This is a genomic window from Alkanindiges illinoisensis (assembly GCF_004377485.1).
GTDB lineage: Bacteria > Pseudomonadota > Gammaproteobacteria > Pseudomonadales > Moraxellaceae > Alkanindiges > Alkanindiges illinoisensis_A.
The window spans coordinates 190,651-204,939 of record NZ_SNTY01000025.1; the positions used below are offsets into that span (position 1 = coordinate 190,651).

At 47.9% G+C, this 14,289-nt stretch carries 12 protein-coding genes, 1 tRNA gene and 2 rRNA genes; 6 read left to right on the forward strand and 9 right to left on the reverse strand.

Features of this window, described 5'->3' with window-relative positions:
• Positions 1 to 38: 38 nt before the first annotated feature.
• From ileS to E2B99_RS07960, 3 genes are read left to right on the forward strand one after another with little or no spacing between them, the layout of a single operon-like run.
• Positions 39 to 2,900, forward strand: a complete 2,862-nt coding sequence (gene ileS, locus E2B99_RS07950) for an isoleucine--tRNA ligase (RefSeq protein WP_134244380.1) — start codon at positions 39 to 41, stop codon at positions 2,898 to 2,900.
• Positions 2,893 to 3,459 (forward strand): signal peptidase II, encoded by a 567-nt coding sequence (lspA, locus tag E2B99_RS07955; RefSeq protein ID WP_134244382.1) that lies wholly within the window; start codon positions 2,893 to 2,895, stop codon positions 3,457 to 3,459. The genes ileS and lspA overlap by 8 nt, the downstream gene beginning before the upstream one ends.
• A 3-nt stretch (positions 3,460 to 3,462) precedes the next feature.
• Positions 3,463 to 3,996: an FKBP-type peptidyl-prolyl cis-trans isomerase gene (locus E2B99_RS07960; protein ID WP_134244384.1), complete on the forward strand. Its 534-nt coding sequence runs from the start codon at positions 3,463 to 3,465 to the stop codon at positions 3,994 to 3,996.
• Positions 3,997 to 4,096: 100 nt separating this feature from the next.
• Here E2B99_RS07960 and E2B99_RS07965 read toward each other — a convergent pair whose 3' ends face one another.
• The 6 genes from E2B99_RS07965 to E2B99_RS07990 all read right to left on the reverse strand — a co-directional run bounded on the left by E2B99_RS07965 (position 4,097) and on the right by E2B99_RS07990 (position 9,362).
• Positions 4,097 to 5,263 carry a hypothetical protein gene (locus E2B99_RS07965; protein ID WP_134244386.1) on the reverse strand — a complete coding sequence of 389 codons (1,167 nt, stop codon included), beginning with the start codon at positions 5,261 to 5,263 and terminating at the stop codon, positions 4,097 to 4,099.
• A 206-nt stretch (positions 5,264 to 5,469) separates the two neighbouring features.
• Complete coding sequence (locus E2B99_RS07970) at positions 5,470 to 6,567, reverse strand: alpha/beta hydrolase (protein ID WP_134244388.1); 1,098 nt, start codon at positions 6,565 to 6,567, stop codon at positions 5,470 to 5,472.
• 184 nt (positions 6,568 to 6,751) lie between these two features.
• The gene (gene purC, locus E2B99_RS07975) at positions 6,752 to 7,474 is read right to left on the reverse strand and encodes a phosphoribosylaminoimidazolesuccinocarboxamide synthase (RefSeq protein ID WP_134244390.1); all 723 of its coding nucleotides are present in this window, start codon (positions 7,472 to 7,474) and stop codon (positions 6,752 to 6,754) included.
• Positions 7,475 to 7,504: 30 nt separating this feature from the next.
• Positions 7,505 to 8,116 (reverse strand): outer membrane protein assembly factor BamC, encoded by a 612-nt coding sequence (locus E2B99_RS07980; protein ID WP_134244392.1) that lies wholly within the window; start codon positions 8,114 to 8,116, stop codon positions 7,505 to 7,507.
• Positions 8,117 to 8,140: 24 nt separating this feature from the next.
• The gene (gene dapA / locus E2B99_RS07985; RefSeq protein WP_134244394.1) at positions 8,141 to 9,040 is read right to left on the reverse strand and encodes a 4-hydroxy-tetrahydrodipicolinate synthase; all 900 of its coding nucleotides are present in this window, start codon (positions 9,038 to 9,040) and stop codon (positions 8,141 to 8,143) included.
• Between the two features lie 246 nt (positions 9,041 to 9,286).
• A tRNA-Gly gene (locus E2B99_RS07990) sits at positions 9,287 to 9,362 on the reverse strand.
• 293 nt (positions 9,363 to 9,655) lie between these two features.
• On the opposite strand from E2B99_RS07990, the gene E2B99_RS07995 reads away from it, so the two are divergent.
• Positions 9,656 to 10,456 carry a M48 family metallopeptidase gene (locus tag E2B99_RS07995; RefSeq protein WP_240687772.1) on the forward strand — a complete coding sequence of 267 codons (801 nt, stop codon included), beginning with the start codon at positions 9,656 to 9,658 and terminating at the stop codon, positions 10,454 to 10,456.
• 109 nt (positions 10,457 to 10,565) lie between these two features.
• Here the strand turns inward: E2B99_RS07995 and E2B99_RS08000 are convergent, their stop codons facing one another.
• Positions 10,566 to 10,949, reverse strand: coding sequence for a DUF805 domain-containing protein (locus E2B99_RS08000; protein ID WP_134244396.1), 384 nt, complete (start codon positions 10,947 to 10,949; stop codon positions 10,566 to 10,568).
• 400 nt (positions 10,950 to 11,349) lie between these two features.
• Between E2B99_RS08000 and E2B99_RS08005 the strand changes: the two genes are divergently transcribed.
• Positions 11,350 to 12,696, forward strand: a complete 1,347-nt coding sequence (locus tag E2B99_RS08005) for a phthiocerol/phthiodiolone dimycocerosyl transferase family protein (RefSeq protein ID WP_134244398.1) — start codon at positions 11,350 to 11,352, stop codon at positions 12,694 to 12,696.
• On the forward strand, positions 12,693 to 13,757 hold the full coding sequence (locus E2B99_RS08010) for a TauD/TfdA family dioxygenase (protein ID WP_134244400.1): 1,065 nt from the start codon (positions 12,693 to 12,695) through the stop codon (positions 13,755 to 13,757). The genes E2B99_RS08005 and E2B99_RS08010 overlap by 4 nt, the downstream gene beginning before the upstream one ends.
• Before the next feature lie 165 nt (positions 13,758 to 13,922).
• On the opposite strand, the gene rrf is transcribed toward E2B99_RS08010, so the two are convergent.
• Positions 13,923 to 14,037: ribosomal RNA gene (gene rrf, locus E2B99_RS08015) — 5S ribosomal RNA — on the reverse strand.
• A 158-nt stretch (positions 14,038 to 14,195) separates the two neighbouring features.
• Positions 14,196 to 14,289 (reverse strand): 23S ribosomal RNA (locus tag E2B99_RS08020); the annotation flags it as partial.

Here is a 14,289-nt window from a genome sequence, read left to right on the forward strand (position 1 = left end):
AGTGGGTCGTCCTGCTGGCCTAAAGGATGATGTGACTGATGACCAACCCGACTAAAGACAGCAGCCAGACGACTGAAGGGGTCGATTATAAAAGCACCCTGAATCTGCCAGACACTGCCTTTGCCATGAAGGCCAATCTGGCTACCCGTGAAGCCCAGTGGCTGGGTGAATGGCAGGCTGATGGCCTGTACCAGCACATTCGTGCAGCACGTGCTGGTCAAACCAAATATATCCTGCATGATGGCCCGCCGTATGCCAATGGTTCTATTCATTTGGGTCATGCCGTAAATAAGGTACTCAAAGACATTATTGTCAAAAGTCGCATCTTGTCCGGTTTTGATGCGCCGTATGTCCCCGGCTGGGATTGTCATGGTTTGCCCATTGAACTTAAAGTTGAAGAAAAAGTAGGCAAGGTTGGCGACAAAGTAGATGCCAGAACCTTTCGCAAGCTCTGCCGCGACTATGCTGCCAGTCAGGTGGCGATCCAGCGCAAGGACTTTGAACGTCTGGGTGTGCTGGGTGACTGGGATAATCCGTACCTGACCATGAATTTTAAACAGGAAGCCGACATTGTCCGTGCCCTGGGCAAGATTGTTGCAGCAGGGCATGTTCAGGCTGGTTTAAAGCCGGTGAACTGGTGTCTGGACTGTGGTTCTGCACTGGCTGAAGCCGAAGTCGAATATGAAAATAAAAAATCCGATGCCATTGATGTCGGCTTTGGCGTGGTGGATCTGGCCGATTTAAGCCAGCGCGTCGGGGTTACGGTTGATGTACCGACAGATATCGTCATCTGGACGACAACACCGTGGACACTGCCTGCCAATCAGGCCGTCGCGCTGCATCCAGATATTGACTATCAACTGGTTAAAGTCACCCATGACACTGGTGAACAAGCCCTCATTCTGGCTAGCGAACTGGTGGCCTCAGCTTGTGAACGCTACAAACTGGGCTTTTCATCAAATCAGCCGCAAGTACTGGCTGAATTTAAAGGCGCTGTACTGGAAAAACTGCTGCTACAGCATCCATTAATTGCCGAGCGTCAGGTGCCGGTCATTCTGGGTGAGCATGTCACTGCTGCCAGTGGTACGGGTGCCGTGCATACTGCACCCGGTCATGGTGTAGACGACTACAAGGTGGGCCTGCAATACAATCTGGCAGTGGATAATCCGGTTGGCAGTAACGGGGTGTATTTACCCACTGCACCGATTTTTGCCGGACAGCATATTTATAAAGCCAATCCGCAAATCATTGATAACCTGAAAACCATGGGCAAGCTGATGGCACACCAGCCCATCCAGCACAGCTATCCGCATTGCTGGCGCCACAAAACACCAATTATTTTCCGCGCCACACCGCAATGGTTTATTAGCATGGAGCAGCGCGGTCTGCGTGAGCAAGCCATGGCAGCCATTCAGGATGTGCAATGGATTCCCGACTGGGGCAAGAACCGCATTGAAGCCATGGTGGATGGCCGCCCGGACTGGTGTATTTCACGCCAGCGTACCTGGGGCGTACCCATTCCATTTTTTGTGCATAAAGACACCAATGAACTGCATCCGCGCACCATTGAACTGATTGAACAGGTTGCCCAGTTGATTGAAAAAGACGGCATTGACGCTTGGTTTGAACTGGACAAAACCACACTGCTGGGTAGTGACAGCGATCAATATAATGCCATTAAGGACACGCTGGATGTCTGGTTTGATTCTGGCACCACGCATTATGCCGTGCTGGAGCAGCGTGCTGATTTACAGGCACCCGCCGACCTGTATCTGGAAGGTTCTGACCAGCATCGTGGCTGGTTTCAGTCGTCCCTGCTCACTTCTATTGCCATTAACCAGCGTGCGCCGTTTAAAAATGTGCTGACGCATGGCTTTACTGTCGATGAAAACGGCCGCAAGCTGTCCAAATCGCTGGGTAACTACATTCCGCTGGAAGACATCATCAAGCAACTGGGCGCCGATGGTCTGCGCCTGTACGTGGCATCTAGTGATTACCGCTATGAAATTGCCGCCAGCAAGGAAATCTTTAACCGGGTCAGCGACAGCTATCGCCGCATTCGTAATACCTTGCGCTTTTTGCTGGCCAACCTGAACGGCTTTAAACCGAGCACTGATCTGGTGCCTATGGATCAATTAATTGCACTGGATCAATATATTATCCAGCGCGCCAGTGAGGTGCAAAACAGCATTATTGCCGCCTATAACGACATGAACTTCCATGTGGTGTGCAGCCAGCTGACTGGATTCTGTATTAATGATCTGGGCGGTTTTTATCTGGATATCATCAAAGATCGCCAGTACACCACCAAAACCGACTCCCATGCACGTCGCTCGGCACAAACTGCGCTGTATCATCTGGTGCAGGCTTTTGTGCGCTGGATGAGTCCAATCCTGAGCTTTACTGCACAGGAAGCCTGGCCACTGATTCCAGAACAATCGGAAAAATATGTGTTTACTGCCGAATGGTATGACTTGCCACAAGCCACCGGGGCCAATTTGATTAGTTCCGAGAACTGGCAGGCACTGCTGAGTGTGAAATCAGCGGTCAACAAGCAAATTGAAGCAGCACGCAACGCCAAGCTGGTAGGCAGTAATTTATCGGCTCAGGTAGACCTATGGGCGGATGACACGCTATACCCCATCCTTAACCAGCTGGGCAATGAGCTGCGCTTTGTATTAATTACCAGTCAGGTGAACCTACATTCATTTGATAAAAATCAGGGCGAGGCCACCGAGGTCGAAGGCTTACACGTTAAAATTTCTCCAGCAGCAGGCACCAAGTGCGCGCGCTGCTGGCATGTGCTACCGGATGTCGGCAGTCACGCCGAGCATTCTACCATTTGCGGACGCTGCATTATCAATGTGGCCGGTCAGGGTGAGGAGCGCCAATATGCCTAATCACCAGTCTACTGCTCATCCATTCCGCTTGCACAACCTGTGGTGGCTATTGCTGGCAGTGGTGTCCATTGTGCTGGACCAGTACACCAAGCATCTGGCCAGTACCCAGCTCACGTTTGCCGAACCGGTGCCGGTATTGCCTTTTTTAAACTGGACATTGCTGCATAACTATGGCGCCGCATTTAGTTTCCTGTCAGATGCCGGGGGCTGGCAGCGTTATTTCTTCACTGGGCTGGCCGCACTGGTATCCATTGCATTTACCATCTGGCTCATGCGCATGCCCACCCGGCTAAAAGTGCTGCCACTGGCAATTGCCCTGATTCTGGGCGGCGCACTGGGCAACCTGATTGACCGGGTTACCTTGGGCTACGTGGTGGATTTTATCCATGTGTATTACCAGAACCATCATTTCCCGGCGTTTAATATTGCCGACAGTTCCATCACACTGGGCACCATCCTGCTGATTATCGATACGTTTTTTCTGGAAAAGTACCGGATTCAACAGGCAACAGCACAAGCTGCATCCCATAACGCTGAAACGCCTAAGGTTCAGGAGTAACGCATGACTGATTCACATAATCCTGCTGGCACCTCGCAGTTTGTTAATCCCAATGAAGATACCCGGATTGGTGAAGGCAGCAAGGTTGAATTACATTTTTCAGTGGCGCTGGAAAATGGCATTGAGCTGGACAATACCCGGATTCGAACCGAACCCGTGAGCCTGACCATTGGCGATGGCAATTTGCTGCCCGGTTTTGAAAATGCGCTACTGGGCCTGCGTGCAGGCGACCGCCGTACGGTGCACCTGCCGCCGGAAGATGCCTTTGGGCCGTGGAACCCGGACAATGTGCAGACCTTTGATACCGTTAAGTTTGTCGAGCGTCCGCAAGTGGATCAAATGATTGAATTTGAGGACAAAAGCAAGTCTACCCTGCCCGGCGTGGTGAAATCAGTCAATGATGACATCACTGAAATTGACTTTAACCATCCACTCGCGGGTCGCAATGTAGTATTTGAAGTGGAAATCATTCGGGTCACGCCAGCAGGTCAATCCGGCTTATCCATTTTGTCCAGCAATGCCAGCAAACCTTCCTAAGCCGTGCAGGCCATCTAGGGCAAAAACGCATTTTTTGCCCTGATAAACAAACACCCCGGCAATCATAGCGGGGTGTTTTTTTATTACTGGTTTATTTACTTTAAAAATAATAACCAATCGAAATATATAGCAGCTTTTTCCAGTCGGCATCGGCGCTGCCCTGCGCATAGCTGTTGGCATTGCCACCCACCATGGCGTCATTTTTGCCAATCATGTATTCAGCAAAAATTCCCATTGGCCCATAATTAAAGCCTATACCGGAAATCAGCCGCTGTGACGTGGCAAAACCTTTTGCCTGCTTGTCCATCACGCTATAGTTTAAATAGGGCTTGATATTACTGAATTTGCCATACGGCTTGGCAAAACTATAGGACAGCTCGGCACTATAAAAATCATAGTCATTGGCCAGATTGTAGCTATAGTCAAAAGCACCAAATGTGCTGATGTTCGGCAGTTTCATATCCTGATTGTCCAGACGATGCTGCCCGGCCACCAGTGTGGTATTCCACTGTTTCCAGTTGCTACTGCTAAACACATTCCAGGCATTACGATCACCCGACTGGCCATTTTGCTGGTTTTCCAAGGTTGAATGCCAGTACGATGCGCCTACGGTATAATTAAGCTGCGCATTTTGCTTAAACTGATGGCTTACCCGTCCAATCAGCATGTTTTTTTCTTCAATATTGGTGCCGTTGGCAAGGTCATTAGCCTGGGCCAGATTGGCGCTAAAACGGCTGGCATCATTGCTTTGGCCAATATAATTACCGCCGTCCTGCGGGTAAAAACCCAATGATAACTCGTTATTAGGAGTCTTGTACTGGTATTTGATGCCCGGATTATGCGTGTCTTCCAGCCCCAGATTATAAGCCGTACCTTCGTAATAGGTACTGCCCCAATACTGACCCGGGCCAAAAGGAACTGGCATCATGCCAATGCTTAATTGCTGCTGCGGATCAAGCTGATAGCCCACCCATGCATCCACCAGCATGCTCAGGTCACACAGTTCTTCTGTGCGGTAGCAGCGATAATCCGCATAGGCCAGCCAGGTAGGCGAGCGGTAATTAATCACCAGCTTGCTATCGGCAAACTCCAGCTTGCTTTTGTCCGTCTGGGCAAAATCCTGATACTGGTATTTGGTACGAATTGCCCCACCAATCTCCAGCTTGCCCGGCCCATCGATTGGCACCTCAACTGCATGCCCAGCCTGACTGACCAGCCACAGCGGTAAACAGGCCAACAGCGAAGTTACACTTTGCTTTTGCTTCACCACACACCTATCGCGTTAATGGCCGCAACAGGTCAGATCATGACTCTTGTACGGCATCAGAATTGGCAATAAAAAAGGCTTAGAATTTTGTTCCAAGCCTGATTTTAAAGCGCGCAATGATACGCAAAGTACAGCAGGTAACCTAGTTGAATAGCTTAGACTTTAGTCTAACCAACCCTGACCTGTCAGTCATTTTAACTTGAGAATCAGGCAGGCAAACTGTCCAGGAATACGCGGAAATCCTGTGCAATTCGAATAGTGGTTTGCTTGGCCGAAGGATTCAAATAGGTCAGGTTAATAAAGCCATGGCCATGACTTTCTACCTGATCCAGAATTACCCGGTTGCCCAGTTCACGCATGCGATGTGCATAGGCTTCGCCTTCATCACATAGCACATCATAGGCAGCACTCACCACTAGTGCTGGCGGCAGATTGGTCATTTCTCCCAGCATTGGCGTCACCAGTGGGTCCTGTAGCGTCAAGTCACTTAGTCCCACATAGGCGTAGTTGGCTTCTTCAATATCCAGATCACTTAAGAACAAGCCTTGGGTAAAGGTTTTGCGGGACTGATATTCATTCACCAGATCAACCACCGGATAAAACAATAGCTGGGCGGCAGGTGCATCAGATGTTCCTTTGGTTTGCTGGCTCACCACTGCAGACAGGTTACCGCCAGCACTATCACCGCCCACACAAATACGAGCCGGATCAGCGCCTAGCTCAGCCGCATGGGCTTTGGCCCATTTTAATGCTGCAATGCAATCATCCAAAGCTGCTGGTGCCGGATATTCCGGAGCCAGACGGTAATCAATGCTCAGCACCTGCATGCGGCCATGGTGGCACAGCAAGCGGCAGGCTTCGTCATGGGTATCCAGATCACCCACCACAAAACCACCACCATGATAAAACACCAGCAATGGTGCGCCCTGATGCTGTTCAGGCAGATAATGGCGTACATTTAACTTGCTAGCAGGCCCGTCAATCTGGAAATTCTTAACCTGAGCCACGTCTGTGGGCTTTCCGGCAATCGATAGCATTTCACGGCGAAAATGGCGACGGCTCTTTACTGCATCGCGTGTCACCAGACTGCCACCACCTTCCAGCTGACGGAATGCCAGCAACAGGCGAATGTGCGGATCAAGACCCGCATACTCATACTGATAACCCATCAAGCGGGCCAGACGCAACTGCATAGGCGCTGGCAGATGCGCCAATAAGCGTGCTGCATCGCCACGGGCCTTGCCACCTGCATTAGAAACCTGCTTGGAAACTTGGCGACGAATTGTTTTTACGATAGACATCATTGTTTCCTGAAACGTCAACTGCCGTTATATTGAACTGCCGAGTTTAGTTTGACAAGATTTAGACAATAAATATTGTCAGTTTTTCTTATAAAAAAACCGCAGTTCCAGTGAGAACTACGGTTTTTAGCACTTAAACAACTCAGGACATTTTCATTGCCAAGACACAATGCTGAGCAAAACACACTTAGTCAATATCGCTTAAATCCACACCCAGACGCAGGGACACTTCTTCATACGCTTCAACCACACCGCCAAGACCCTGACGGAAACGGTCTTTATCCAGCTTTTTCTTGGTGTCCTTGTCCCACAGCCGGCAACCATCCGGTGAAAATTCATCACCCAGAATCACGCGGTCATGGAACACACCAAATTCCAGCTTGAAGTCCACCAGCAGCATGTTACCAGCATCAAACAGCTTGCTTAGCACTTCATTTACCTGATAGGTGAGTGCCTTCATCTGCTTTAACTGGTCTTCCGTGGCCCAGCCCATGGTCACTGACAGTGACTCATTCACCATCGGATCACCCAGCGCATCATCCTTGTAGAACAGCTCAAAGGTAGGCGGGGTCAGTGCTGTCCCTTCTTCAATACCCAAACGGCGGCACAGGCTGCCTGCTGCATAATTACGGATAACACATTCAACCGGAATCATTTTTAAGCGCTTGACCAGCACTTCATTGCTGGATAACAGTTTCTCAAAATGGGTTTCAATTCCTGCTTCCTGCAACTTTTGCATGATAAATGCATTGAAGCGGTTGTTGACCTTGCCCTTACGCGCCAGTTGCTCCACTTTTTTACCGTCAAAGGCAGAGGTATCGTCACGAAACACCAGAATTAAATGATCAGCATCTTCGGTTTCATAAACTGATTTTGCTTTACCCGTATAAAGTAAGGATTGCTTTTCCATTACAGGACCTTTTTAAAAGAGATTACCGCGTTAGGCCGGCCAATTTTGGTTAAGTTGAACAAGCACATCAGACGCCAGATTTTTGTCAATCAGCGCATTTTTTTCATCCTGCACGGTAATCGTGGTGATTGTACCGGCACGGTTCAGACGTAAATAAACAGTTTGGTTATTGGCCTTAATGGAAACCCAGCCTGCACTCTGGTTACGGTCAACCACCGTGATATTGGCCACGCTTAAGGTTGCGGCCAGCAGATCCCAGATCCGGTTGGCATCGCCTTCAATCCTTAATAGCGGATAACCATTGCCATCAGTCACCAATGCAGGACGTGATGGCGCACCAATACCCACATTGGCATTTGCTGAATTGATTAATCCACTGTTTTGCGGACGAGGCATTTCAAACCGGTTGCCTTTCTTGTTGGCAAAGTCTGGTGCAGATTGCATGGCAGCAGGACTAATGGCAGGGGCCGGATAAATAGCAGTCATTGGACGGGTTTCACCGGCAGGCAAGTGCAAGGGCGGCAATACAGTTGCCTCTTTATAGGCCAGCGAATGATTGTCAATGCTAAAGCGGCTACAGCCCGGAGTAACAGCCAGGGTTAGCAGTGATAAACCCAGTACAAGCCCAACGCGATACAGCATGGTTAATCCTCAAATAAGGGCGTGTTAGCGCACAATAACACCACTGTCCAGCAATGCCTGATGAACCTGTGGCTGATAAGACTCTGCCAGAACAGTGAGTGGCAGACGAATTCCGGTGCCAATCAGGCCCATATCACTTAATGCCCATTTTACCGGAATTGGATTCGATTCACAGAATAATATCTGATGCAACACGGCAATGCTGTTATTAAGTTGTTCAGCTTCTTCACGATTTCCTGCTTTTGCAGCTTCGCAAACCTGGCTCATTACATCTGGCGCCACATTGGCAGTTACCGAAATATTGCCCTGTGCACCCAGCAATATCAGGCGATAGGCTGTAGCATCATCACCGGAATACACAGCAATTTTCTGGTTCAGGCGATTAATCAAATCATGGCCACGATTCAGGTCACCAGTGGCATCCTTAATGCCAACAATGTGGTCGACATCGGCAAGACGAATCACAGTGTCATTATGCATGTCCACGCCAGTACGGCCAGGCACATTATATAAAATCTGTGGCAGGTCTACGGCTTCTGCAATTGCCTTGTAATGCTGATACAGGCCTTCCTGCGTGGGTTTATTATAATAGGGTGTAACCAGCAGGGCTGCATCCGCACCCAGTTTGCGGGCCGTTTCAGTCAGCTCAATGGCTTCACGGGTTGAATTGGCGCCAGTGCCTGCAATAATTGGAATACGGCCTGCTGCTGCCTTAATGACAGCCTCAATCACTTGGGCATGTTCTTCAACATCCAGCGTGGCGGATTCCCCCGTGGTTCCGACCGCGACAATACTGTGTGTTCCCTGCTCAATGTGCCACTCGACGAGCTTCTTCAACGCGTCCCATTCCACGCTACCATCGTGATGCATTGGCGTGACCAATGCGACAATTGAGCCATGAATGGAGGTTGCCTGTTGCGTCATTTTTTTACATATCCTGTATCGCCATCAAGCACTAACACGATAAAAATAGTGAATGGATGGGGTGATTAAACATGAGTGATCAAACATGCAAATGGTAAAAAACCCACGGGCTAAACACAAGTTAAATTCCAGTAAATTCACTTGAGTTTAGAACAATAACCATCAGCATAAAGTGCAAAAAACAATACAAAAAGGCCAGAACATCGTCTGGCCTTTAGCTGTGGAATTTTGGTACCACATAAAATCTGGAGCGGGAAACGAGACTCGAACTCGCGACCCCAACCTTGGCAAGGTTGTGCTCTACCAACTGAGCTATTCCCGCGTAGGCCGCTATCTTAACCTGTAATAAAGCTGAGTCAAGCATTTTCAGATTTTTTCACTACGAATGGCGTTTTTATACTCAAAATCATCAGTAATTCATCTATTTTAAAAAGAATTTGTGATTTACCTACAAAAACCCTATGGAATCCTGTACTGATTTGGTTTTATGTTAAACCCAAGATTTAAAACAGCAATCTGGTCAGTATCCTGGCTAAAAACAGATCCAACTATCATGCGTTTTACCAGCAGCCTGCCAGCTCACACTAAAAATAGCCTATTGTAGAGGATTCTTCCGTGCGTATTTTAGCCTTAGTTAGTTTATCGACCGCCATTGCCCTGTCTGGTTGTGCCAGTTCCACTATGAATAGTGCCACCGGCGTTGACCGTCGCCAGCTGTTACTGGTTTCAAGTGATGAAATTAACCAGACTGCTGCACAGGGATATCAGCAAGTACTGACCGAAGCACGACAAAAAGGGGTATTAAATCCTAATCCTGCCCAGTTACAGCGGGTACAGCGCATTGCCAATCGCTTAATCCCGCAAGTTAATGTCTACCGGCCAGATGCACGCACCTGGAACTGGCAGGTTAATACCATCAAAAGCAATGAACTGAATGCCTATTGTGCACCCGGTGGTAAGGTCATGTTCTATACCGGCATCATTGACCGCCTGAAACTAACCGATGATGAAATTGCAGCAATCATGGGCCATGAAATGGCACATGCCTTGCGTGAACATGGCCGTGAGCGTGCTTCGCGTAGCAGTGCCACCCAGCTTGGCCTAAGTGTACTGGCATCAGCAGTCGGCCTGACTGAGGGACAAACCCAGCTTGCGGGTATGGCCACCCAGCTTGGTCTTGACCTGCCTTTTAGCCGTAGTCAGGAAAGTGAAGCCGACTCTTTGGGTCTTGAGCTGATGGCACGGGCAGGCTACAACCCACAGGCTGCAGTTACCTTGTGGAACAAAATGTCAGCCGCCAGTCAGGGTGAGCCGCCCCAGTTTTTAAGTACCCACCCTGGTTCACAAACCCGTATTCGTACTATTCAAACGCTGTTGCCCAAAGTCATGCCACTTTATCAGCAGGCACGACGCTAAGTGATAGCATTTCGGCAATAGTCAGCATCCTTAAGGTGAAACAATGACGTTTCACCTTATTTTTTTCTGCCAGCCTATCCTTAAAGCGTATTTATCAGCTATTGAGACTTTAAGGATGCAGTGGCTGCATATGATTGCCTACACGTTTAGGGCTTGCGCCGTAGCGATTGGGTGCAGGCGTGCTATCTACACACATCATCACAATTAAAGCCACCACCCCGATCACTGGAATCAATGCCAACAGCATCCACCAGCCACTACGACCAGTGCCATGCAGGCGCCGTACAGCTACCGCAATACCCGGAATGAGTACTACCAGCATATACAAGCTGCTTAGCATGAAATTTCCCGGGCCAAAGACCACTGCATCAATAATGCTCAGTAGCACTGCAATCATTAAGTTAATAAAGGCAAACATCCAGTATTCATGCCGTCTGGCTCTGCCCTTAAAGTTGGCGTAATTATCCTTAACCACTTTGAGATACCAGTTCATCACCCACCTCTCGTGTTTCTTTGTCAGTATTTCACTGTTGTTATCGTCATTATTCTTTTAATAGCGGTTACAGTGAAACGCTTGTGCTTAAACAACCTTCATCTGGCCAGCTTATTTATTTTAAAACTGGTTAAAAAATATATAGCGCACTTTAAGGGATTCAACAATGAGTTTTTATGCCATGGGTTGCCTGATAAATCACAATATATTTATCACTCAGTGGTAAAAACAGGAAAGCATGAATTATGGATTCACAGGCGATTGAATCTTAAAAATTTTTAAATCATTTTTCTGTCAAAAGACCAGCCTCGAGGTCTGATCTTGTTATCATATTGGCGATATGATAACCTAAAAACAACAAAAATTGCCGGTATGGCAGATAACAGATTGAGACTTCACCATGACATTTTTAGCGTCAGCACCTGCATTTGCCAATCGTCCACTGGGTTCAGGAGAACTGTTATGGTGGCGAATGAGTCAGGCTGCATCCAATACTGGGGTAGTGATTGCCCAGATTGATGGATCAATCGATCCGTTCAGACTACAACAGGCCATTCGGCATGTTAGCTATATTTTCCCCATGCTGCGCGCCCAAGTTATTGAGCAGTCACCACCCAGTTTTCATTTTCCACAAGTGGTGGACATTCCTCTTATTCGTATTAAGCGCGAGTCAGATCAGCATTGGCACAGTGTGGCAGAACAGCGGGTGAATCAGTTTATTAACCAGATTGCCAAGCCTTTATGCCATTTTGTGCTGGTGCATGGTCACCATACCTCAGAGCTCCTATTTTCGTTTAATCATGCCCTGATGGATGGCTTGTCAGTAGACACCATGATTAGTGAAATCCTGCATTGCTATTCAGGTTCTCCCACTTATTTGCAACCGCGTGCACCATTGCCACCCTATGATGAGCTGTTGGAAGAGGGCAGTTTATGGCATTCTATTCGTCATAACCTGAAGACCATTGGCAAACTGTTACGTCCGCAGGCTGTGGCACAATTTTCTGTTCCACCTGTAAATACAGTTCAAAAAACTCAAACCCGTTTTCAGGAACACTGGCTGGACGCAGCGCTCACCCAAAAACTAGTGAGTGCCTGCAAGACAAAACAAAGCAGCATGCATGGCTTGCTAAGCAGTGCCCTATTGTTAACGGCTGCCGAGTTTATTAATGACTCCGACAGCAAGCCCATTCTGCTGAGTACCGCCATTAGTGTCTTACCCAAGCTTAAACAACCCTGTCATCAGGAAGTAGGTTATTTTGCCTCAGCCATTGACGGAATGTTTCAGGTAACGCCAGCAGCCGATATCTGGCACATTAGCCAACTGGTCAATGAGGACTTTAAGCAGAAGCTGTCACGTGAACACATTGCTTTTGGCTTATGGCTTCGCCGCCTGATCATGTCGCTTAAAAAACAGCCGCAGCAATTGCTTGAGATTATTAACAAGAATTCGCGCAATAGTGTTCACTTTACCAATATGGGACGGGTGAATTATCAACAGCAGTATGGTGAACTCACCCTACAGCGCTTTATCAACCTACCTAGCCTGAATTATCTGGATAAGCCGTTGATTTGCCTGGCAACCACTACATTTGCAGGAAGGGTACAACTTACCTTTTCCTATAATGTGCCGGCCTTGCAACCCACCCTGATTGAAACATTTATCCAGCGCTACTTAGCCAACCTGAACACTGCCCTGCCTGAAAAGGTAACGCCCACTTTAAAGCTTGATGAGATATCAACATGACTGCTGCTTTTAATCCAACACTCGATCAGCTCGATAGCACTGACAGCCACGATTTTATTACAGTGTTTAGCCCTAAAACATCCTGTAGTACAGCCACCCTAATTCATATCTTGCAGGCTAACCGCCATTATTTTATTGAAAAAATCGCCCAGCGTGGTGTGCTGTTATTTCGTGGGTTTACCCCATGCAGCACTGAAGAATTTCATCAGCTAGTTACACAGGGATTAGGTTTAGAACCATGGAACTCATTTAACAATAATAATATGCCTGCTTTTATTGCCAGCTGGCTGCGTAAATATAGTGAAGGCTTATTGGGATCTGGCGACTATCGGCGCTATCTGGACAAAAATACGGTACAACTTGGCCCGGTTGAGTCATCAATCCAAGGGCCTCATGTGGAAGGTGGGGTACGCTCTGAACGCTCGCGCTATTTGGCACTCTGCTGTTTTGAGCCTGCGCCGTATCTAGCGGAAACTGGTATGGTCGATTTGGGCCAGGTTTATCGGGAATTACCCGGTAAGATGCAGGAAAAATACAATAAAGCATGGAATCGTTTTTATTATATTTCACAGCGAAAAGTCGGACTATTGGATAAAATCCTACTGAAACGCAGCCCATTTACCATGCTGGTTCGCCCAGATGGCAAAGCACACTTGGCTTTGGCGCCTTGTCCAGCAGTTTGCCGCGTTCCTGAAACTGGCGAGCTTTGTATTCAGCCTTGGGCTTTTGCTAAAAATACCAATGAAATTTCGCATGCAGCAGCAGTTCAAGCTTTTCCAAATCGAGGAGATATCAATAAAGATTCAACTGCTGATGGGATGAACCTAACCTGGGAATTATGTGATGCCAAAGGCCATAGCGTAGAGTGGAGCACAACCGAACAGCGCCAGCTTTTTGATAGCATCTTCAACAAGGCTTATTTGATGAACTGGCAAAAAGGCGATATTGCTTTAGTGGATAATATCAAGATTGGCCACTGGCGCATGAATGGTGAACAGGGCAACCGTAAGCTGGTACAAATTCAGGCCAATGCTTTTGATGCCAATCAATTTCAGGCTTAAGCATCGTTTTTAGACTATTCTGGTTTCTTAAAAAGCCTGCCTATTATTAAGCAGGCTTTTTTATCGCTATCCGTAAACTTAAGATTTATTAATGCTAAGCATTTTTCTTTCGGCAGCCCAATAAAAAAGGGGATCAGTATTGAACTGATCCCCTTAGGAATAATGAGCTGGCGATGCCCTACTCTCACATGGCGAATGCCACACTACCATTGGCGCAACGTGGTTTCACTTCTGAGTTCGGGAAGGGATCAGGTGGTTCACACGTGCTATGGTCGCCAGCACAACTGGTTGGTCTTTAACTCTTTGGTCAAAGTACCCAATGCTGTACTTAAAGACTAGCTTTAAGATTTGGTCATGAATCAACTGAGTCTGATGTTTGTCACTAGTGCCTTGAATCAAGCATAAGGTTTTAAGGTTCTACAACGTTTTAGGTGTTGTATAGTCAAGCCTCACGAGCAATTAGTATTGGTTAGCTTCACACATCACTGCGCTTCCACACCCAACCTATCAACGTCCTAGTCTCGAACGGCTC